Annotated in this window: 15 protein-coding genes and 1 tRNA gene; 2 read left to right on the forward strand and 14 right to left on the reverse strand. The window is 70.2% G+C overall.

All coding sequences use genetic code 11. The features are described from left to right. Nucleotides 1–2: 2 nt before the first annotated feature. The 6 genes from ABZT02_RS17835 to ABZT02_RS17860 form a co-directional block, all read right to left on the reverse strand. Nucleotides 3–1,556, reverse strand: coding sequence for a Wzz/FepE/Etk N-terminal domain-containing protein (locus ABZT02_RS17835; RefSeq protein WP_356018822.1), 1,554 nt, complete (start codon nucleotides 1,554–1,556; stop codon nucleotides 3–5). Then, the gene (locus tag ABZT02_RS17840; RefSeq protein ID WP_356018823.1) at nucleotides 1,553–2,923 is read right to left on the reverse strand and encodes a Wzz/FepE/Etk N-terminal domain-containing protein; all 1,371 of its coding nucleotides are present in this window, start codon (nucleotides 2,921–2,923) and stop codon (nucleotides 1,553–1,555) included. Before ABZT02_RS17840 ends, ABZT02_RS17835 begins: the two co-directional genes overlap by 4 nt. Beyond that, the gene (locus tag ABZT02_RS17845) at nucleotides 2,920–4,188 is read right to left on the reverse strand and encodes a glycosyltransferase family 4 protein (RefSeq protein ID WP_356018824.1); all 1,269 of its coding nucleotides are present in this window, start codon (nucleotides 4,186–4,188) and stop codon (nucleotides 2,920–2,922) included. The genes ABZT02_RS17840 and ABZT02_RS17845 overlap by 4 nt, the downstream gene beginning before the upstream one ends. After that, the gene (locus ABZT02_RS17850) at nucleotides 4,178–5,494 is read right to left on the reverse strand and encodes a nucleotide sugar dehydrogenase (protein ID WP_356018825.1); all 1,317 of its coding nucleotides are present in this window, start codon (nucleotides 5,492–5,494) and stop codon (nucleotides 4,178–4,180) included. Before ABZT02_RS17850 ends, ABZT02_RS17845 begins: the two co-directional genes overlap by 11 nt. 73 nt (nucleotides 5,495–5,567) lie before the next feature. Next, nucleotides 5,568–7,046: a sugar transferase gene (locus ABZT02_RS17855; protein ID WP_356019008.1), complete on the reverse strand. Its 1,479-nt coding sequence runs from the start codon at nucleotides 7,044–7,046 to the stop codon at nucleotides 5,568–5,570. A 993-nt stretch (nucleotides 7,047–8,039) separates the two neighbouring features. Then, nucleotides 8,040–9,854: an ABC transporter ATP-binding protein gene (locus ABZT02_RS17860; protein ID WP_356018826.1), complete on the reverse strand. Its 1,815-nt coding sequence runs from the start codon at nucleotides 9,852–9,854 to the stop codon at nucleotides 8,040–8,042. A 169-nt stretch (nucleotides 9,855–10,023) separates the two neighbouring features. On the opposite strand from ABZT02_RS17860, the gene ABZT02_RS17865 reads away from it, so the two are divergent. Further along, a complete protein-coding gene (locus ABZT02_RS17865; protein ID WP_356018828.1) occupies nucleotides 10,024–12,987 on the forward strand; it encodes a GH59 galactosidase in 2,964 nt (987 codons plus the stop codon). A gap of 52 nt (nucleotides 12,988–13,039) precedes the next feature. Here the strand turns inward: ABZT02_RS17865 and ABZT02_RS17870 are convergent. Both ABZT02_RS17870 and ABZT02_RS17875 read right to left on the reverse strand, forming a co-directional pair. Continuing rightward, a tRNA-Pro gene (locus ABZT02_RS17870) sits at nucleotides 13,040–13,113 on the reverse strand. Between the two features lie 81 nt (nucleotides 13,114–13,194). Continuing rightward, nucleotides 13,195–14,622: an MFS transporter gene (locus ABZT02_RS17875; protein WP_356018829.1), complete on the reverse strand. Its 1,428-nt coding sequence runs from the start codon at nucleotides 14,620–14,622 to the stop codon at nucleotides 13,195–13,197. Between the two features lie 175 nt (nucleotides 14,623–14,797). On the opposite strand from ABZT02_RS17875, the gene ABZT02_RS17880 reads away from it, so the two are divergent. Next, the gene (locus tag ABZT02_RS17880) at nucleotides 14,798–15,376 is read left to right on the forward strand and encodes a helix-turn-helix domain-containing protein (protein WP_356018830.1); all 579 of its coding nucleotides are present in this window, start codon (nucleotides 14,798–14,800) and stop codon (nucleotides 15,374–15,376) included. A gap of 188 nt (nucleotides 15,377–15,564) precedes the next feature. On the opposite strand, the gene ABZT02_RS17885 is transcribed toward ABZT02_RS17880, so the two are convergent. The 6 genes from ABZT02_RS17885 to ABZT02_RS17910 all read right to left on the reverse strand — a co-directional run bounded on the left by ABZT02_RS17885 (nucleotide 15,565) and on the right by ABZT02_RS17910 (nucleotide 20,615). Next, nucleotides 15,565–16,515 carry a catechol 2,3-dioxygenase gene (locus ABZT02_RS17885; RefSeq protein WP_356018832.1) on the reverse strand — a complete coding sequence of 317 codons (951 nt, stop codon included), beginning with the start codon at nucleotides 16,513–16,515 and terminating at the stop codon, nucleotides 15,565–15,567. Beyond that, nucleotides 16,515–17,576, reverse strand: coding sequence for a 4-oxalomesaconate tautomerase (locus ABZT02_RS17890; RefSeq protein WP_356019009.1), 1,062 nt, complete (start codon nucleotides 17,574–17,576; stop codon nucleotides 16,515–16,517). The genes ABZT02_RS17885 and ABZT02_RS17890 overlap by 1 nt, the downstream gene beginning before the upstream one ends. A gap of 26 nt (nucleotides 17,577–17,602) precedes the next feature. After that, entirely contained in the window at nucleotides 17,603–18,307 is a 705-nt protein-coding gene (locus ABZT02_RS17895; RefSeq protein WP_356018833.1) for a 4-carboxy-4-hydroxy-2-oxoadipate aldolase/oxaloacetate decarboxylase, read from the reverse strand. Further along, nucleotides 18,304–19,053: a PIG-L deacetylase family protein gene (locus ABZT02_RS17900; protein ID WP_356018834.1), complete on the reverse strand. Its 750-nt coding sequence runs from the start codon at nucleotides 19,051–19,053 to the stop codon at nucleotides 18,304–18,306. The genes ABZT02_RS17895 and ABZT02_RS17900 overlap by 4 nt, the downstream gene beginning before the upstream one ends. Nucleotides 19,054–19,101: 48 nt before the next feature. After that, a complete protein-coding gene (locus tag ABZT02_RS17905) occupies nucleotides 19,102–19,752 on the reverse strand; it encodes a GntR family transcriptional regulator (RefSeq protein ID WP_356018836.1) in 651 nt (216 codons plus the stop codon). Nucleotides 19,753–20,120: 368 nt separating this feature from the next. Next, nucleotides 20,121–20,615, reverse strand: a complete 495-nt coding sequence (locus tag ABZT02_RS17910; protein ID WP_356018837.1) for a MarR family transcriptional regulator — start codon at nucleotides 20,613–20,615, stop codon at nucleotides 20,121–20,123. Between the last annotated feature and the right edge of the window lie 231 nt (nucleotides 20,616–20,846).

The raw sequence follows: 20,846 nt of genomic DNA on the forward strand, positions 1-20,846 counted from the left end.
TTCTACCGCACCTCCTGGTCGCTGTCCGGGACGCGTGCGGCCCACCTCGGCTGTCGTTCCGTCTTCACCTGGCCGTCCCCCACTGCCTGAACGGCGTGGGAGGTACCCCCACCGTTCTGCCGGGCCGTCCGCTCGCTGTGCCCCCGCAGCGCTACGTGCAGCCCGTCCCAGAGCGTGCCGTCGGTCCGGTCCCGCGGGTCGGGGTCGATCAGCACCACACCGACCACCGCGATGCGCTGGTCCGCGAGTTGCCGCGCCACGGTGTGCAGCCATGCGGCGCTGCCGTGCCCGGCACGGACGACGAGCACGGTCTGCGTGCCGAGGTACTGGAGGTCGGTCCACGCGGTGCCGGGTGCCACCGAGCCGACGCCGAGCAGGTGCCCGTGGTCCGGCACGGTCGCGACCTGTTGGCCGCTGACCACGCTGGGGTCCCCGGACTTCGGGCGGCGGCCGGAGAGCTCCGTGCCCGGTAGACCGTCGACGACGACCACGGGCCCGTCGCTCGCCAGTGCCCTGGCGACGTTCAGGGCGATCTCGCTCGTGCTGCGCGCACAGCCCAGTTCCAGCAGCGACAACCGTTCCGTGGAGCCGCGCGCGGTGCGGGCCAGGGACACGGTGAGCCGTTCGCGTGCCAGCCGGGTCCGTCGGCGCTGCCACGGCCTGCCCGACCGGCGGGGCAGCTCCGAGAGGACCGAGGCGCCCAGGTTCGCCGCGATGTCCCGGCGCAGTACGGGGCGGTCCCCGACCACCACGCCGACCGCGGCCAGCGCGAGCCCGAGGAAGAGCCCGAGGACGAGCCCGATCCCGGCGTCGGTGGCAGCGGCCTTGGGCAGGGAGTGCCGTACCGCGCTCGGGTCGTCCACGATCTGCGTGCCGGCGATGACCGCGGGCGTGCCGGTGCGGGCCTCGGCGGCGCGCTGGTCGAAGTCGGCGATCCGCGAGTTGAGTTCGGCCCGGCGGGCGTAGAGCGACTCGATGCTCGCCGCCCCCGTCGTCTCGCCTGCGGTGGCGCGGTCGTTGATCTCCTTGTTGACCTTGGCGAGCTCGTCTCGCGTGCGGTCACGCTGGTCGAGCAGGGCTTTGGACTCGGCCTGCGCGGTCGCCTTCATCCGCTGCACGTGGTCCGCGACGAACGCGTCGGCCAGCGCCTTGGCCCGGGCCACCGCCTGCGCGTCGTCGTCACCGGTCACATCGATCTGCAGCAGGTTGTTGGTCAGGCCGGTGCCCCGGTAGTCCTTCATGAAGTCCTCAGGTTTTTCCGGGGACTTGAGGGACTTCAGGGCCGCGTCGGCGATACGCGTGGTCTGCAGCAGCGCGACGTCGGTGCGGATCAGCGTTCCGGTGTCGTTCGGCTGGTCCTCCGCGTGGGCGACCAGCACCTTGGTCGTCGCGCTCGGCGGCGGCGGCATCAGCACCGCCACCGCCGCGCCGGCCAGGAAGCCCAGGACCGCCATGGCGCACCACAGGCGGCGGCGCCTGCGCACCGCCACCACCAGCGCCTGAACGTCCAGGAGCGGGGTGGCCGCCGACTCCGGTGAAGTCGTGTTCGTCGTCACGCCCGTCCTCCGTTCACGCGGCCGGGAACCGCGAACGTGAGCGTGGCGTCGTCCGGCAGGTCGGCGGCAGAACGCGCGGGGCGGGCCTGGACCGGGCCTGCCACGACGACGCCGACGACCTCGTGCCGGCCGTCCGCGCACGCCTCGGCGATGCCGGCGAGCTCCTCCGCGGTCCAGCTGTTCGCACTGAGGAGCACCACGGCACCGTTCTCCGTCTCTCGGTCCGGCACGATCGGCCGGTCCACCGACACCTCCACCACCCGCAGCAGCGGATCGTTCTTCGCCTCGGCGAGGAGCTGCCCCGCGGCCCGGCGGGCGATCGCGTCGCCGTCCGGTACGACGAGCAGCAGCCGCCGTGGAGCCGGCAGCTGCTCCCGGAGACGGGCGCACACCCGCCGGTAACGGAGCCGTCTGCCGGCCTCGTCGCCGGACATCTGCGGGGCCGGTACGTCCCACCGGGTGTCGGCGCCGAGGAGCCGGCGGATCCGGGCTCCCCGGCCCCCGCCTTCCGGCCCGTGCGCGGGCCATTCACCGGGCACGTCCACGGCGCCCAGCGGCGTCGAGCCCAGTGCCGCGGCGATCTCGGGTTCGGTGCGCAGTCGACGGTTCATCCGTGCGGCGACGAGATGGCCGACGACCGCGAGCAGGAAGAACACCAGCGCCCCGCCCGCGATGAGCTGAATCCTCGTCGGCGGCGCCTCACCGGTGGGCCGGGCGGCCTGCCCCATGACGACCATGCCTGACTTGTTGGTCGACGGATCGGCCTCTGCCAGCTTCTTCATGGCCGCCTCCAGCGAGGTGCGCAGGTTCTCGAGCGCCGTGCGGGACTGAACGCTCTCCACGGTCTGTCCCGGATCGGCCGCCTTGGCCAGGTCGGAGATGCGCCGGTTGGTCTCCGCCACCTGCTTGCGCAGCGCCTCGGTCTGTGTGGCCACCGAGGCGTCGGCGCTGCTGCCCGCGACCTCCGCGGCGAACTGCACGAACTGCTGGGCCACCACGTCGGCGAGCCGCTGCGCGCGCTCCGGGGTGTCGGCCGTACCCGAGATCGTGACGATGTTCCCGTCGGCGGCCGTGGCGCTCACGTGGTCCCGCAGCTCGGAGCGGCTGACGTCGGACCAGTGCAGAGCGTCGGCCGCACGATCGACCACGGTCAGACTGGTGGCGATGTCGACCTGGGTGAGCAGCTCTCGTTCCTCCCAGACACCTGGCAGCAGTACCGGTGCCGACGCGGTGTATCGCGGCGGGAACACCAGCACCGAGGTGCCGTAACCGAACAGTGCGCCCACCACGGCGAGGACGGCCAGAAGCCGCCAGCGCCGCCGGAGTATCCGCCCGATCGTGACGAGACGGATGGTGTCTTCGTTCAACTGCGCTGCCTCTTCTTCCTTGTGCGCACCGGACCGCTCGCCGACACCGCTGTGCGGTCCCGGCACGCGGCGGCGTAGGCGGCGAGCAGCGACGCCTGCGAGTTGCGCCAGGAAAGCTGCCCGCCGATCCGTTCCTGGCCGATCTTGCCCATCACGGCCCGCTTGTCGGGATCGTCCAGCAACACCGTGATGAGTTCGGCGAACCGGGCCTCGTCGTTGGCCGGCGCGTAGACGGCGGCGTCACCGGCGGAGACGCGCGCCTCCTTCAGGTCGAACGAGACGATCGGCCGGCCCATCGCCATGTACTCCAGGACCTTGTTCATGGTCGACACGTCGTTGAGCGGATTGCGCGGGTCGGGAGAGAGGCACACGTCCGCGGTGGACAGGTAGCGCACCAGATCGGCGTCCGGGATGCGCCCGGTGAACTGCACCTGCTCGGTGAGCCCGAGCTGCCGGGACAACTCCACCATCGCGTCGAAGGCGTCGCCGGAGCCGACGAACACCGCGTGCCAGTCGGTCCGCCCGAACTCGTCGCGGAGCTTCGCGAGGGCGCGCAGGGCGTAGTCGACGCCGTCCTGCGGTCCCATGACGCCCAGGTAGCACAGCAGATGAGGCTTGCCGTGCTTCAACTCCGGCTCGGGCGGCACCGGTTGGAACCGCTCGATCTGGGGCGCACTGCGCACCACGAAGACGTCCTCCGGCCGCTTGCCGCCGCGGCTCACGGCGACGTCCCGGTAGCTCTCGTTCGTGGCGAGCACGACGTCCGCGGCCCGGTAGGTGCGCCGTTCCACGGCGCACACGGCGCGGTAGAGCAGGTCCTTGCCGCGGTCGAAGCGCGAGAGGTACAGCTCGGGCACCAGGTCGTGCTGGTCGAAGACGAACCGTGCGCCGCGCCGCCGCAGCCAACGGGCCGACAGGAACAGCAGGTCGGGCGGGTTGCAGGCGTGCACCACGTGGACCGGGCCGACCTTGCGGGCCAGCCGGGCCGTGTGCCAGAGCGCCGATCCGTACTCCTTGAGGTAGCCGGACGGGCCTCCGGTGGCGGCGCGCAACGGGTAACGGTGGATCCGCACCCCGTCGATCACCGCCTCCGGCTCCCTGTCCCGCTTCTCCCCCTGCGGACAGATGACGTGCACTTCCCAGCCCGCGTCGCGCAGCGTCGTGCACTCCTGCCACACCCGTCGGTCGAACGGCACCGACAGGTTCTCCACCAGGATCAGCGCGCGCCGGCCCGTGCCGTCGCCGCTGACTTCGTTACCAAGCAAGGCCTATGTACCCCGGTTCGGTCCGGCGCGTCTCGGCGTCGGGAAGGTGGATGAGGTCGACGATCATCGGGCCGCCGCCGTGCGGCAGGGCCGCGAGGACGGCCGGGTCTTTGGTCCCGACCAGGCACACCTCGGCATGGTCGAGCACCTCCTCGACGGAGTCCGCGAGCAGTTGCGCGAGGTGCGGCAGCCGGGTCTCGATGTACTCGCGGTTCGCGCCGATCAGCCGGGAGAGGCTCACGTTGGCGTCGTGGATCCGCAGGTCGTACCCCTTGCCGTGGAGCCGCTCCGCCAGCTCGACGAGCGGACTCTCACGAAGGTCGTCGGTGCCGGGTTTGAAGGACAGCCCGAACATGCCCACCCGGCGCTTGCCGGTGCGCTCCACCAGGTCCACCGCACGCTGCAGATGGTCGGAGTTGGAGGGCAGCACGTGGGAGAGGATGGGCACCGAGACGTCGGCCCGCTGGGCCGCGTAGACCAGGCTGCGCAGGTCCTTGGGCAGGCAGGAGCCGCCGAAGGCGAAGCCGGGCCGCAGGTAGGCGGGGCTGATGTTCAGCTTGCGGTCGGCCAGGAACACGTCGATCACCTGGTGCGAGTCCACTCCGAGCGCCTGGCACACCGCGCCCAGTTCGTTCGCGAAGCCGATCTTGAGGCCGTGGAACGCGTTGTCCGCGTACTTGATGGCCTCGGCCGTCGGGACCGGCACCCGGAACACCTCGCCGGGCAGGCCCTCGTACAGCGCCGCCACCACATCGCCGCTGGCCGGGTCGAGTTCGCCGATGACCGTCTTGGGCGGGTCGAAGAAGTCCCGCACGCTGGTGCCCTCGCGCAGGAACTCCGGGTTGACCGCGACTCCGACGTCCACGCCGGCGGTGCCGCCGATGTTCTTCTCCAGGATGGGCACCAGGAGGTTCAGGCAGGTGCCCGGGAGCATGGTGCTGCGGAACACCACGGTGTGCCGCCCGCCCCGCTCCGCCAGCGCGGCGCCGATCTCCTCGGTGACCCGCTCCAAGTAGGTGGTGCACAGGCTGCCGTTGGGCTCCGACGGGGTGCCCACGCAGATCAGCGACACCTCGCTGTCCATGATCGCCTCACGGACGTCGGTGGTGGCGCGGAGCGCTCCGGTCCGCACGGCCTCGGCGGTGAGCTCGCCGATCCGCTCCTCGACCACCGGGGCCTTGCCGTCGTTGACCAGGTCGACCTTCACCTGGTTGACGTCCACGCCGATGACCTCGTGCCCCATACCGGCCAGGCACGTGGCCGACACGCAGCCCACGTAGCCGAGCCCGAACACGCTGATTCTCATGACCCGTTCCTCCCCCAAGGCAGGCCCTTGTGGCCTGCGGTCTGCCCGCCGTGCGGACGGCGCCCCCCGCACATCAGTAGGCCCCCTGGCCGTAGAGCACCGCGCGCAGCGTCTTCCACAAGATCACCGCGTCCAGGGCGAGCGACCAGTCCTCCACGTACCGCAGGTCGAGGCGGACGGCCTCCTCCCACGGCAGGTCACTGCGTCCGCTGATCTGCCACAGGCCGGTGAGGCCGGGCTTGACCAGCAGTCGCCGCCGGATGTCCGGGCCGTACGCGGCGGACTCCTCCGGCAGCGGAGGGCGCGGACCGACGAGCGACATCGATCCGGTGAGTACGTTGAACAGCTGCGGGAGTTCGTCGAGCGAGTACCGGCGCAGCACTGTTCCCACCCGGGTCACCCGCGGATCCCTGCGCATCTTGAACAGCAGCCCCGCGCCCTCGTTGCGGTCGGCCAGCTCGGCACGTGCCCGGTCGGCCCCCACGGCCATGGTGCGGAACTTGAGGATGGTGAACTCGCGGCCGTCCTTGCCGACCCTGCGCTGGCGGTAGAACGCCCCGCCCCGGCTGTCCGCCACCACGAGCAGTCCGACGAAGAGCATCAGCGGCGCGAACAGGATCAGCAGGATCGCCGAGCCCAGCCGGTCGGCGACCGCCTTGATCGCCCGGCGGCCCCCGGTGAACGTCGGCATGCTGACCCGCAGCAGCGGGATCCCGAGCACCGCGTCGACGTGCAGCCGCGGGCCGGCCACCTCCATCAGCACCGGGGCCACGACCATCTCGGCCTCGCTGCCCTCGAGGTTCCAGGCCAACCGCTGCAGCCGGTCCGGTGTCCAGTACGGGTCCGGGGTGATCGCGACGACACGATAACCGTCGTGCTCCACGTACTTGGCGACGTCCGTCAGCCGGCCGACGACCGGCACTCCGTCCAGTTCGTCACCGTCGAGCCCGCTACCGTCCGTCGTGCAGACACCGTCCACCCGCCATCCGAGGTGCGGGAACTTGCGGGTGCGGCTGATCAGGTCGCGCACGGTGGCCGGGCTCCCGGCAGCGAGCACCGGTCTCAGACACTGCCCTTCCTTGCGCTGTTTGTGCAGCCCGAGGCGGAGCAGATACCGCGCTGTCATGGTGACGAGCGCGATCGCGGGGATCGCGACGAAGATCCAGAGCTTGATGTTGCGCGAGGTGAGGGCGATCCCGCCGAGCGCCAGCACGACGGTCGCCGCGAACAGCGAGCGCCCCAGCCGGCGGAATTCCTCGGCACCCTGGCCGAGCACGGCCGGTGCCCACGCCCGGCCCACCGCAAGCGCTCCCAGCACCAGCAGCTCGGTGCCGAACGCCAGAATTCCCCATTTCTCATGCCAGTTGGCCGCGTCCCGGGCCCCGAAGAACTCGCCGATCCCCGCCACCACGAAGGCGGTGGTCACGGTGTCGCTGGTGATCACGGTACGGCGGTACCGCTGCTCCCAGTCGTTCGCCGACTGGCCGATAACCCCATCCGTCAGACGCTCGTGCGTCGACGGAACGGGGCTGACTATGCCCCCCTCCCGCACAGCCACCCCCCGGTTCCCAGTGGTATGACGTGGTTGCCAGACACCGTTCCTCCCCCCGGGAGGCCCCCGCCTCCCGCAACGTTGCTCCCTCGCAGGGCCCCCCGCCCCACGGCGCGCTGTTCTTCTCCCGGAAGGCACCGCCCCCCGCGCATGACATGCCGGATACTTCGACGTTGCGCGAGCAACTCACCTTGGCGGCAACAGACTTACACGTCCTGCTGGCCTTGAGTTGCGCAGGAACCCGCCAAAACCTCGGATGCTCCCCGCGCCCGAACCCCCTTCGGGCTCCAACAGCTGATCACCCCCGAGCCCGGCGCTGAGACGTTTCTGCTCACTGTCCGCAGCACCGAACCCATACATCACCATTTGTCGCTTCGTGTCCCAGCATGGGCAGCAAGGTCAATCTAGACCATCGACACCCATCTGGAGAGGGGGATGTGTGGAATATGTGCTTACGATTTGGAGATCGGGGAATGGGGCCGTCCCCACAGCGGGCGCTTCGGCACGAAGGCGGACCTCCTGACCTGCGATGACGGGAGTCGCGGGGCGCAGGATGGCGTCCCGGGGGATGACCGGCGGGCGGCACAGCCGATCAGGACGCCGGCAACCGAAGGCCGGACACGGCTCGTTCACAGAGGCCCCCGGCGTCTCCCGCCTGCGCAGGCAGGCAGCGGTGACAGCGTGGGTATCCGCCTGCTGCAGACCGGCACATGTCGGACGGATCACGCAGCCAAGCTCGGCTGCGTGCGTCGGTCGCGGCAGGGCATGCGCCCGTCGCCCGTGCTCGCCCGAAGCGGTGGGACAACGAGGCCCGCCTCACCTCTGGCGGGATCCGGTCACATGATCACCGCTCGCCGCCGGACGCACTCGTGAAGGAAGCGCCGGCGCGCGCCCCGCTGCTGCACCACGATGCGGACGGCGTCGCGTCGTGGCGTTCAAGGAGCGCGTGTCGGCGCGGCGTCGGCGCCGGCGTCCCTGTGACGGACTCCCCCTTCAGCGCAACTCGGCCTCCACCGGGTCGTCTTCGAGGAATCCGCCCGACTGGTGGTGCCACAACTTCGCGTAGGGGCCGTCCAGGGCGAGGAGTTCCTGGTGGCTCCCCTGCTCGACGATCCGCCCGTGGTCGAGCACGACGAGCTGGTCCATGCCCGCGACCGTGCTCAACCGGTGGGCCACCACGAGCGCCGTCCGCCCCTCCATGAGTCGCCACAGCGCCTCCTGGACCAGGATCTCGCTCTCCGAGTCCAGGGCACTGGTCGCCTCGTCGAGCAGCAGGATCGGCGCGTCCCGCAGGATCGCCCGGGCGAGTGCGACGCGCTGGCGCTGTCCGCCCGACAGTTTGACGCCACGCTCGCCCACCAGGGTGTCGAAGCCCTCCGGCAGCGCGTCGGCGAACTCCGTGACGTGCGCCGCCTCGGCCGCGCGGCGGATCTCGGCGTCCGTGGCGTCCGGCCGGGCGAAGGCGATGTTGTCCCGCAGGGTCCGGTGGAACATGGCGGGGTCCTGCGGAACGTAGGCCATGAGACTGCGCAGGTCGGTCTGGCGGAGTCTGCTGATGTCCTGCCCACCGACCAGGATCCGGCCGCCGTCGATGTCCTGCATCCGCAGCAGCAGCCGGGTCAGCGTGGTCTTGCCGCCGCCCGACCGGCCGACGAGCCCCACCTTCGTCCCGCCGGGCACAAACAGGTCGAGCCCCTCGAAGAGCAACTCCGCGCCCGCGTGGGCGAAGTTCACCTGCTCGAAGCGGACATCGGCGGCCCCGGGCAGCAGCGGCTCGGGGGACGGTGGGTCGAGCACGGTCGGCGGGGTCAGGAGCAGCTCGGTGAACTGCGCGGCCTCCGTCATCGAACTCTCCAGGCGACGGTAGATCTGGTTGAACTCGAACATGATCCGGGTCGCGTTGGAGTAGTAGGTGAAGGCGACGACGACCGCCTCGACGCCGTGCTCGCCCCCGCCGAGGGCGACCGCGAGCAGTAGCCCGAGCGCGTTGGTGAGTACGGACATCGGCGCGACGAAGGTGTCGATGCGCAGGTTGCCGTAGTCCCACGACCTGAGCGTGAGCCGACGTGAGGTCGCGACGCGGGCGCGGTGTTCGGCGGCCTCGCGTTCCTCGGCGCCGAAGGCCCGGACCGTGTCCATGTTCATCAGACTGTCGGCGACGTGCCCGGCCACCCGGGCGACCGCCGCCTCGCGCTCGGCGACGAGCCTCTGGCGGCGCCGGATGAGCGGCGCCGCACACAGCGCCGTCACCGCGATCATGACCAACAGGCCCACGACGAGCAACGGTTCGTAGCGCCACAGCACCACCGAGCCGAACAGCAGCGGCACCAGGCTGCCCACGATCTGGAACGCCAGGGTGTCGACGAACGGCTCGAAACGGGTGGCGAAGCTCAGGGCGCGCTTGGTCAGCGACCCGGCGAAGTTGTCGTGGAAGAACGTGGCGTCCTTGGCGAACAGTTCGTCCATCCCGATCACGTACAGGTGCTCGATGCCGAGCGCGTCCAGACGGTTCAGACAGTGCAGGGCGACCCGCCACAGCGCTTCCGCGAGCAGCAGGACACCGGCGAAACCCAGGACGTACGGCAGCGCCGATCCGATGGTGAACTCGTCGCCGTCGGCGATGTCGCCGGCGAGCTTGGCGACGATCAGCGGCGCGATGTAGTTGATGCCGGTGCTGCCCAGCGCCGACAGCAGCATGGCGGGCGCGGTCAGCCACCGGAGACGGGCCAACTCCCGTCCGTAGTAACGAAGTGCGAGGAGTACCGCGCCCTTGCGTGGTGTGGTCTTCTGTGCCTCAGGCGTCTGCATCGTAACCCTGTGTGTCTGGGGAGTCGCGGTCCGAGTTCGGCAGTGTCCCGCGGCGGCGGCCTCGCGGTCCACGCGTTTTTCGGCAGGTCGCCACCCCTCAGGAGCCGTCACATCCCGGGTGACGCAGGGGGATTGACGTAGAAAGCGCTTGCCACCTACGGTCCCCCGAATGGGTATGCAGCGAAGATTCGGCTGGGCGTCGCTCGCCGCGGCGACCACCATGGCACTGGCGGCAGGGGTGACCGCGGCACCCGCCGCCCACTCCGCGGACGATCCCGTGCAGATCGTGGTCGACGGGAACGACGTACGCGCCGACAACGTGAACGGCCTGACCTACAAGGGCCTCGGTCTGCTCAGCTGCAACAGCACGAGCAATCTGCTGATGGACTACAAGGCGGAGCATCCCGACCGCTACTGGCAGCTCGTCAGAGTGCTGTTCGGAGGGAAGAACCCCCTCATCAACCACGTCAAGATCGAGATGGGTTCGGACACGAACACGTCGACCGGTTCCGACCCGGCGACCATGCGCACGGCGGACGAACTCGCCGACGCGTCCCGCTCCCCCGGCTTCCAACTCGCCGCCGACGCCAAGACGGTGAACCCGAAGCTCAAGGTCTCGATCCTGCGCTGGGTCATGCCCCAGTGGGTCCAGACCGAGTGGAACAAGGGCACCGGCACCGACGAGATGTACCAGTGGTACAAGGAGACGATCCTCGACGCGTACCAGAAGTACGGATACATGGTCGACTACGTCAACCCGGACACCAACGAGACCACGAAACCCGACATCTCCTTCGTCAAGTGGTACAAGAGCGCCCTGGCGAACGACACCGCATTCGCCGACTCCCGCTACGGTCTGACGCCTCGTCAACAGGAGGTGGCCGCGAAGGCGTACCACGCCATCAAGATCGTCGCTTCGGACGAGAACACCACGAAGAACATCGGCCCCGCGATGCTCACGGACACCGAACTCTTCGGCATGGTCGACGCGGTGGGCTACCACTACACCACCGACGACCGGCTCGACGGCGCCCCCAGCAGCTCCACGTACCGGCCGTACACGAAGCTGGCGACCGGTGACAACGCCGTCGGCCAGGACAAGGAGGTCTGGTACAGCGAGGGAGTCGGCTCCTTCGGCTGGACGGACTACCGGGTGGCCAACACCGAGGGTCCGGGCGGCGCGAGCACCGGTATCGGCGGCGTACAGAGCGCGCTGGACATCGCCAACCGCTCCGTGAAGAGCTACGCCAACTCCAAGCGGACGCACTACATCTTCCAGCCGGCGATCGGGGCCTTCTACGAGGGCGCCCAGTACAGCCACAAGGAGCTGGTCAGCGCCCGTGACCCGTGGTCCGGGAGCATCCACTACGACGCCGCGGTGTACGTGATGCAGCACTTCACGCAGTTCGCGAAGACCGGCTGGGAGAACGACACCAACACGGCCGGCGTCTGGCGCACCGTGCCCGAGGCCAGTTACAGCGGTGTCAGCGGCACCGAGAACGTCGACGGCTCGAACGGCGCCCCCAGCTACATGACGCTCGCCGACCCGAAGAAGAAGGACTTCTCCACGATCGCCGTCAACGACAGCGACCGGACGAAGAGTTACCGCATCAAGGCCGAGAACATGGACCTGGGCGCCGATCCCACCATGGAGGTCTGGGAGACCCGCGCGGCGGACCCCGGCGAGGCCTACGACGCCAACTTCAAGCACCTCACCGCCGAGATCCGCCCCGACGGCGACGGCTACTACACCTACACCGTCCAGCCGCGCTCGATCGTCACGTTCACCACGCTCGACCGCAGCCGCGACAAGGCGACCACGCAGCGCTTGCCCGAGTCCGGTGCCCGCACGGTGCTCGACACCGACGCGACCGGCAAGCGGCACGAAACCCACGACGACGTCCTGTACGCCGACGACTTCGGGTACCAGGAGGAGGGCCGGGTCCGGGTCGGCACGGACAACGGCGCCCGCAAGGTGTCTCAGTCGTACCTGAAGTCCCGTGGCAACCAGCCCCGTTACCTGGTCGACCAGACCGGCGCGTGGGAGGTCGGCAAGGACACCGACGGCGACAACGTCCTGTACCAGTACCTGGACCAGTCCATGAAGGACACCGGCGCCTGGAACCGGAACACCCCCAACACCACGGTCGGCGACTTCCGTTGGGAGAACTACAAGGCCTCGGTCGACGTCTCCTTCCCGGACCCGGCCGGTGGCCTGGCCACCCTGGGGGTACGCCAGCAGAAGGGCATGGCGGCGACGGACGCCGCGTACAGCGTCGGGATCGGCCCGTCCGGGAACTGGACCCTCTACAGGTACGCCACGGCGATCCGCACCGGTTCGGTCGCCGCGTCCGACAGCTACCGCCTCGCCGTCGAGGCCAGGGGCGCGACCGTCACGGCGTACGTCGACGGCCAGGCCGTCGCCACCTACCAGGACCCGACGCCCGTGACCGAGGGGCGCGTCAAGCTCGGCACCGACTTCCACCGGACCGCGTTCGACAACCTCAAGGTCGAGAAGGTCGCCGGATACACGCCGTACGCCTCCGCGCTGACGGACAACATGGACGCCTCGGTCGCCTACGACGGCACCTGGAGCCGGAACGCCGCCCTCGGTGACGCGATGAACTGGTACCGGTCGACGTCGACCAGCGCCACCGCGGGCGCGACGGTCACCGTCCCGTTCCGCGGCACGGGCATCGACGTCATCGGCGGCAACGACGGCAGCGCCGTCCTCGATGCCGAGGTCGACGGCCGGCCCGTCGCCCGGGACGCGAAGACCACGGCCACCGACAAGCGCCAGGCGACGTACTCGCTCCGCGGACTGCCCGACGGCAGACACACGGTGACGTTCACCCTGAAGTCCGGGAAGATCGTCCTCGACGCCTTCACCGCGATCTCCGGCGACGTGGACGGACGGGTCGACACGACACCGCTCCGCACTGCCCTGGACGCGGTGGGCTCCCCGGACCGGGCCGACTACACGGCCGACTCCTGGGCCCTCTTCGCCACCGCGCGCACGGCCGCCGCGAGGGCCGCGATGTCCAAGCAGAAGGGCCTCGACACCCTCGGCGTCGAACAGCTCGTGAGCAGGCTCGGCGACGCCTACAAGGGGCTGGTCCGCGAGCAGGCCTGACCGACGCGAGCGGCGGGCCCGCCACTTCTGGCAGACCCGCCGCTCATCACCGTCGGGACGACAGGATTTGAACCTGCGACCCCTTGACCCCCAGTCAAGTGCGCTACCAAGCTGCGCCACGTCCCGGCCGCGACTCCCACGAGAGTTCCGTGTGATCGCGCAGGTGAACCTTACCTCACGCGCGCGGCCGGACCGACTGGCGGGACGTCAGCCCCGGGTGGTGACGGTTTCACGGACATCCGTGGCCGCAGTGACGATCCGGCGCGCGGTCCGCCGTACCGGAACCAGCAGGGCGGCCAGCGCCGCCGCCAGGCACAGCACGGCCAGCAGCGAGAAACCGTGCGTGTAGCCGGACTCGTGCGGCAGCCCCGAGGGCTGAAGGTGACCGGTGACCAGGACGCTGGTGACCGCCGCGCCGATGGAGCCCCCGATGGTGCGGATGTTGGCGTTCATACCGGTCGCGGCGCCGGTCTGGTCGGTCGGGACGCTGCCCACGATCAGGTTGGCCATGGAGGCGAAGGCGAGCCCGATGCCGAGGCCGAACAGGCCCGCGACCACGGCGATCTGCCACTGCTCGTCGTGCCAGAGGGCGAGGAACCCGCAGGCCACCGCGCCCAGCGCGGCACCCGTGGTGAGCAGTGCCTTGGCGCCGACGACCGGCTCCAGGCGACCGCTCAGGACACCGGAGAAGAACATCGCCACCAGCATCGGCAGCATGAGCAGTCCGGCCGCGGTGACGCTCGCGCCGAAGCCGTATCCGGCCGACGACGGTGTCTGGACGAAGCCCGGCAGGAAGGACCAGATCGAGTACATCCCGGCGCCGAAGAGCAGCGCGGCGGTGTTGGTGGTCCAGACGGCCGGCAGGCGCATCACCTTGAGGTCGATCAGCGGGCTGCGGGAGCGGGCCTCGGAGTACAGCCACAGCGCGAACAGCACGACGGCCGCGCCGAACAGACCGAGCACCCGGGCCGAGCCCCAGCCCCACTGGCCGGCCTGGCTGAGCGGCAGCAGCAGCGCGACCAGCCACGCGGACAGCAGCACGGCACCGAGCCAATTGACGCTGCCCTGCGCCCTGTTGGGCGACTCGGGCACATACCGTACGGCGATCAGCGTCGCGGCGATCACGATGGCGACCGGGATCCAGAACAGCCAGCGGTAGTCGAGCGCGGTCACGATGGGACCGGCGGCGACGATGCCGACGCCACCGCCCGCGGCGATCACGGCGGACAGGTTGCTGATGGAGCCGCTGACCTCGGACGCGGCGAACTCGTCCCGGATGATGCCGAAGGAGAGCGGGAACAGGGCGCCGCCGACGCCTTGGACGACCCGGGCGACGATCAGGACACCGATCGACGGCGCGAGGGCGGCGAGGAGGCAGCCGACGGCCACGGTCATGAGGACGGCGACGAGCGTGCGCTTCTTGCCGATCAGGTCGCCGACCCGGCCGAGGATCGGCGTGAAGATCGAGGCGGACAGCAGATACGCGGTCATCACCCAGGTCACGGTGGACTGCGAGGTGTGCAGCGCGTGCTGGACGGTCGGCAGGGCGGGCGCGATCAGTGACTGGAGCATGGAGAACACACCGGCACCGGCCGCGAGGACGGCGAAGGTGAGGCGGGTGGACTTGCGGGGCATGAAGAGCCTCTCCGAACACAGAGTGCGGCCGGAGCCTCGTGGGAAGCGGTCGCGGAAAGGACGGTGGACGCACCTCGACTGCTAAAGTGGAGGTACGCCTCCACTCTAGCGGAGGCAACCCTCCGCTTCAACCCGTACCGGAGGTGCACCTCCGTTTCAGCCTCGGGAGGCAGCCGTGACCGCCCCGCCGTTCCCCGTCACCGAGATCGTCGCGTCCCGCCGACCGCACCGGAAGGACGCCGCCCGCAACTACGACGCCCTGCTGGCCGCGGCCCGCGAGGCGTTCGCGGAGCATGGCGCGGAGGCGTCCCTGGAGGACATCGCGCGCCGCGCGGGCGTGGGCATCGGCACGCTGTACCGGAACTTCCCCACCCGCCGCCATCTCTTCGAGAGCGTCTACGCGGACGAGGTGAACACCCTCGTGCAGGTGGCCCAGGAGCTCGCCGACCAGGAGCCCTGGGAGGCGCTCACGGCCTGGCTCGACCGGTTCGCGGGCTACATGGTGACCAAGCGGGCGGTACGCGAGGCGCTCAACGACGAGTCGGAGATCTTCGCGGCGTGCCGGGACTCGATGTACGCGGCGGGCGGTCCGTTGTTCGCGCGGGCACAGGAGGCGGGCCGGGCGCGGCGGGACATGGACTTCGTGGATCTGCTGCGGATGGTCGCCGGCATCACGGCGACGGCCTTCGATGACGACGCCCAGCGCGATCGCGTGTTGTCGATCGCGCTGGACGGGGTTCGTGTGTCGCGCTGAGCCGGGGAGCGCCCAAGAACCCGAAGCCGTCTCACCGTTCGCGGGTACGGGTTTTCGGGGCTGGTCGCGCAGTTCCCCGCGCCCCTGGGCAGGTAGCGCGCCTCCCAGCTCCGAGGCTCGGCCGGTCAGGTCCTGAACAAACCTTCGAAGGCACCCTATGATCTGGGGGCGGCTCGGAAGAACGCGGCTCAGGCGACCGGTGGGGTCCCGTGCGTATGGAACGACTCGATGGTCTTCAGACCCCAGGCCTGCCCCTTCCTCCGCTCCTCCTCGGTCCAGGTGATCAGGGGCCAGTCGGGCGCGAGCACGAGCCGGGTGAGCGGGTTGCACAGCTCGACGCGGTTGCCGCCGGGCTCGTAGACGTACAGGAAGAACGTCTGCTGGATGGCGTGCTTGTGCGGGCCCGTCTCGATGAACACCCCGGTGTCGATGGCGAGATCGGCCGCGCGCAGCACGTCCTCGCGGGTGTCGGTGGCGAAGGCGATGTGGTGCAGCCGCCCTTCACTGCCGGTCCAGTCCGAGGTGTAGACGACGTCGTACGACTTGTTCGTGTACGTCAGCCAGCGCGCCGCGACCGTCCCGCTGTCCAGCCGGATTTGTTCGGTGGGCCGGGCACCGAGGACGTCCTGCTGGAACTCGGCGTTGGCGAGCACGTCGGCGGCGAGGAAGTTGACGTGGTCCAACCGCCGTACGCCCACTCCCCGGTTCGGCTTGGCCTGCGGCTGGTTCTTCAGCGCGGGCCTCAACTCCTCGGGGGCCCGGTAGTGCTCGCTCTCCCAGTAGAGGGCGTGCTCGTGGCCGTCCGGGTCGGTGGTGACGTAGAGCTTGCCGAGGCCGGGTTCGTCCTCGACCCACGTGCCGGTGCCGCCGGACTCCTCAACTGCCTTGATACGGCGGTGCAGTGCCTCCTCGCTGGAGGTGCGCAGGGCGAGCCGGCCGAGGCCGGGCTGATCGCGGGCGGTGAGGACCAGGCTGTGATGCTCGTAGTCGTCGAAGGTCCGCAGATAGGCCGTGTCACCGTCCTGGCCGTTCACCGTCAGGCCGAGGAAGTCGGTGAAGAAGGCGACGCTGCCGTCCAGGTCCGGGGTGAACAGCTGGGTGTGGCCGATGTGCGCGATGTCGCCGAGCGGCGGAGTCATCAGTGACCTCCTGTGGGTCGGTCGGCGGCCCGGGGGAAGACGGTGCCGTCGAAGATCTTGCGGGCCGTGCGGACCACGGCGGTTCGCCGGGCGGAGGGCAGGCCGTCGGGGGTGACGGCCAGGCTGCTCTCGATGTCCAGGAATCCCGTGGGGTGTTCTATGCGGACGCGGTCGCTCCCGGGATCGATCACCGCGAGGTCGGCGCCCACGCCGCCGTCGATCCGCAGGCCCGCGGCCACGCTCGCGGCGCCGAGGACCCCGATGGAGGTGTGGCAGCGCACGGGGATGAAGGTGCGGGTGGTGACCGCTCCGCCGGCGCGGGGCGAGGCGAGCAGCGTGAGCTTGGGGACGGTGGCGTCGGACACGTCACCGAGGCCCATCAGACGGCCCGCCGCCAGGCGGACGGTGCGCAGGCGGTCGGCCAGGGCCACGTCCTCCTCCAGATCCCGGGGCAGCTCGTAGCCGGTGACCTCGAGAGAGCCGGCCGCGATGAGGACGGTCGGCATCCCGTTGTTCACGCAGGTCACCTCGACACCGTCGACGACGTCGACCGCGTTGCCGGTGGGGAGCAACTCCCCGGCGCCCGGCGGGAACTCGATCACCACGGGTGCCGCCGTGCCCGGCACGCCCGAGATCTCGGCGTTCCCGGTGTAGTCGACGCGGCCGCCGGGGGTGGGGAAGGTCGCGGTCGCGTAGTCGCCCGTGTTGACCATGCGGATCCGGACGGAGGTCTCCTGCTCCCCCGCCGGCACGAGTCCGCGCTCGACGGCGAACGGGCCGACGCCGGCGAGGATGTTCCCGCAGTTCTGACGGTCGCTCACCTCGGGTCTGCCGACGGTGACTTGGAGAAAGTGGTAGTCGATGTCGGCCTTCGGGTCGGCGGACACCGAGATCACGGCGACCTTGCTGGTGAGCGGGTGCGCGCCGCCCAGGCCGTCGATCTGCCGGTCGTCCGGGCCGCCCATGATCCGCAGCAACAGGTCGTCGCGCAGGGCGGGTTCGGCGGGCAGGTCGTCGGCGAGGAAGTAGGCGCCCTTGGAGGTGCCGCCCCGCATCAGCATGCAGGGCACCTCCTCGGGCAGCGCCGTCACGACCGCTCCCCCGTGTACTCCTCGTAGGACCTGTACTCGACGCCGAGGTTCTTCAGCGTCTCGCGCAACCCATAGCGGTCCAGGCCCAGTTGGCCGTCGATGAAGGCGGCGCGGGTGGCGGCCTCCTTGGCCTCGCGGGCCTCGGCCCTCTCCACCGTCCCGGCCACCCGCCCGCGCGGGACGACCACGACTCCGTCGTCGTCGGCGAGGATCACGTCGCCCGGGTTGATCACCTGGCCGTCGATGGCGATCGGCACGTTGACCGAGCCGCCGGTGGCCTTGACCGTGCCCTGCGAGGAGACCGCGCGGGACCAGGCGGCGAAGCCCATGTCCCGCAGTTCCTGCGTGTCACGGATGCCGGTGTTGGTGACGACCCCGCGCACCCCGCGCTGCCGCAGAGCGGTCGCGAACAGCTCGCCGAACAGGCCGTCCGTACACGGGGAGGTGGTGGTGACGACCAGCATGTCGCCCTCGCGGCACTGCTCGACGGCCGCGTGGATCATGAGGTTGTCGCCGGGCCAGCCGATCACGGTGACCGCGGTTCCCGCGACCCGTACGCCCTGCTGGACGGGGCGAATCTCCGGGCCCAGCAGGCCCGTTCGGCCCATCGCCTCGCTGACGGTGGCCACGCCGTACCGCGCGAGCGCGTCGACGTCCTTCAGGTCCGCCTTCGGCGGGTTGGTGACGATCACGCCGCTCATGCCAGCTCCTTCGCGATCTGCGGATAGGGACGCATGTACGCCTCGGCCATGGTCTTGTGGGCCAGCCCCAGGTTCGGGCCCGCGTTGCGCTTGAGCTGGACGCCCCGGCGCACGGCGAGGTCGGTGTAGTAGTCCCACAGGTGCTGCTGGGCGCCGAGGCACTCCATGGCCTTGCGCTTGGTCTCCCAGACCTCGGTGATGTCGAGGAGGACCTCGGGCTTGAAGCCGCTCATCTCGGGCTGGTGGGGCTCGAAGTAGAAGACCGGCGGGGCGCCGATGATCTCGCCCTCACCCGGGTAGCCGATGGCCTGCGCGAGGATTCGGGCCTCCAGGGCCATACGGTTGGCGGCCGGATGGTCGCCGTTGTACGGGTCCTCGACCGGGTGGGTGAGCACGGCGTCGGGCTGGGTGGCCCGATAGACCTCGACGAGCTTGTCGGTCAACTCGGCGGTGGGGACCAGCGGGTAGTCGCCGGCGTCGAAGAAACGGACCTCGGCGCCGAGGGTGGCGGCGGCGCGCTCGGCCTCGTCCCGGCGTATCGCCTTGATCTCGTCGAGCTTCCTGCCCTCGCGCCAGGCCTTCGCGGACTCACCGCGCTCACCGAACGTCAGACAGGCGATGGTGACCTTCTCGCCCCGGGAGGCGGCCAGTGCGATGGCGCCGCCCGCCCGCCACACGAAGTCCCCGGCATGCGCGGTGATCACCAGTGTCGAGCGTGGACTGGCGGGCGCGCCTGACTGCGTCATTACGGACATCTCCTTGGAGTGGACAGGTTCGCGCCCGCCTCGCGCGGCTCAGTCGCGCAGCGCCTCGATCACGCTGGTGAGGTGGGCGCGGACGGCCTTCTCGGCCGCCTGCGGGTCCCTGGACCTGATCGCCTCGATCATCGCCAGATGCCCGTTCAGGGAGTGCTGCGGGCGCCCCGGCCGAAGCGCCAACTGGAAGCGGTGGCGCACCAGTTGGGCGTTCAGCCGCTCCAGCAGATCCACGGCGGTCCGCTGGCCCGAGAACTCCCGCACCCTGGCGTGCAGCTCCTGGTTGAGCTCGGAGTAGGTCATCGGCTCGCCGTCGGCCACGGCCTTGGTCATCGCCGTGCCCAGCTCGGTCAGCTCGGCGAGCTGCTCGTCACTGGCCAGGGTCGCCGCCTTGGCCGCGCACAGTCCTTCGAGGACCATGCGGCACTCGGTGATGGCGACCGCCTCCTCGACGGTCACCACCCGCACCCGGGAACCCCGGTTGCGGATCCGTTCCACGAGGCCCTGGGCCTCCAGATCGATGAGCGCGGCCCGGATGCTGGCCCGTGTCACACCGAACTGCTCGGCGAGCTCGTTCTCCACCAGCCGCTGCGCCGGTGCCATCTCGCCGTGCAGGATCGCCTGCCGCAGCTGCGCGATGGCATGCTGCTTGGCCTGCTCCCCGGTGCTCGGACGGGCTTCTTTCGGCATCGTTGCCCTCCCTGAGTGAGTGCCTGTCGAACCTAAATCTAGCCAAACAAGATTGTCAACAATTTTGTCCGCCGTATCGGCGGATGGCTTCTGTCGCACCCGTCGACACACGCATGCCCCCGAGAGGCCCGGTCCAGGGCGGTGTGCGGTTCGGTACGGCGTCCACGAGCAGCGTGCGCCCAGCAAGGTCAGCCGGCCGACGGGTCGGGTCGCACCGGTGACGGAGGCGGCTCACCCGGCCACCCCCAACTCGGCTGGTGGTCGGCTAGTGCGGTCTCGCGTGGCGCCGCAACGACCGGGGCTCACCGTTCGTCAACCCGGCACCGAGGCCGGGTGATCGATGACGCCCACTTGCATGACGCGACCGTTCACACCGGGAGCGGGGTCTCGGCGTGCGCGACGAAGTCATGGACCAGCCGGCGGAAGAGCACGGCGAGTCGGTCCAGGTCATCGGGCGCCCAGTCGGCCAGGGCCAGTTCGACGCCCCGGCAGCTCGCCTCCCGTATGCGCTCCACCGCCACCAGGCCGACGTCGGTGAGCTGCACACGCTGGGCCCTGCGGTCCTCCGGGTCCGCGATCCGCACGACGTACCCGCCGCGCTCCAACTGCCGCAACTGCCGGGTGACATGGGACGCCTCGACGGACAGCCGGACCGCGAGCACCCCGGGTCGCACCGGATCACTCTCGGCGATGTGCCGCAGGATGGTCACGGCCGCCCGGTCGAGATCAAGTCCGGCCATGGCCATCAGCCGCTCGTGCTGCCGCGCCCGTCCCGCCAGATAGGTGATCCGGCTCAGCGCACGCTCGATCTCGACCACCTTGGCCGGGACGGCTGCCGTCGGCGCGGACTTCTGTGTCGACATGGGACCACCCCGGGAGTAGTTGCCTGGCTCAAGCAATGGACCATTTGATTGCTTGACTTAAGTAACTCGCATGTGCTTGCCTAAGTCAAGCAAGCCATCCCGGACGGGGCCCGCGTCGAGCGGACACGGGCCCTCGCGCCCGACCCGTGGGGACGGGAACGGCGCCCTCTCCGGGCCCGGCGGACGGACCCACTCCCCCCGGTCCGCCGCCGGACCCGGAGACACCAACCC

The sequence above is a fragment of the Streptomyces sp. NPDC005402 genome, assembly GCF_040606575.1.
Taxonomy (GTDB): Bacteria; Actinomycetota; Actinomycetes; order Streptomycetales; family Streptomycetaceae; genus Streptomyces.

Excerpts from the sequence above, each read along its gene's own strand:
- ABZT02_RS17850 (WP_356018825.1), bottom strand. The coding sequence starts at position 5,494 with ATGAGAATCAGCGTGTTCGGGCTCGGCTACGTGGGCTGCGTGTCGGCC.
- ABZT02_RS17860 (WP_356018826.1), bottom strand. The coding sequence starts at position 9,854 with ATGCAGACGCCTGAGGCACAGAAGACCACACCACGCAAGGGCGCGGTA.
- ABZT02_RS17865 (WP_356018828.1), top strand. The coding sequence starts at position 10,024 with ATGGGTATGCAGCGAAGATTCGGCTGGGCGTCGCTCGCCGCGGCGACC.
- ABZT02_RS17875 (WP_356018829.1), bottom strand. The coding sequence starts at position 14,622 with ATGCCCCGCAAGTCCACCCGCCTCACCTTCGCCGTCCTCGCGGCCGGT.
- ABZT02_RS17885 (WP_356018832.1), bottom strand. The coding sequence starts at position 16,515 with ATGACTCCGCCGCTCGGCGACATCGCGCACATCGGCCACACCCAGCTG.
- ABZT02_RS17890 (WP_356019009.1), bottom strand. The coding sequence starts at position 17,576 with ATGCTGATGCGGGGCGGCACCTCCAAGGGCGCCTACTTCCTCGCCGAC.
- ABZT02_RS17895 (WP_356018833.1), bottom strand. The coding sequence starts at position 18,307 with ATGAGCGGCGTGATCGTCACCAACCCGCCGAAGGCGGACCTGAAGGAC.
- ABZT02_RS17900 (WP_356018834.1), bottom strand. The coding sequence starts at position 19,053 with ATGACGCAGTCAGGCGCGCCCGCCAGTCCACGCTCGACACTGGTGATC.
- ABZT02_RS17905 (WP_356018836.1), bottom strand. The coding sequence starts at position 19,752 with ATGCCGAAAGAAGCCCGTCCGAGCACCGGGGAGCAGGCCAAGCAGCAT.
- ABZT02_RS17910 (WP_356018837.1), bottom strand. The coding sequence starts at position 20,615 with ATGTCGACACAGAAGTCCGCGCCGACGGCAGCCGTCCCGGCCAAGGTG.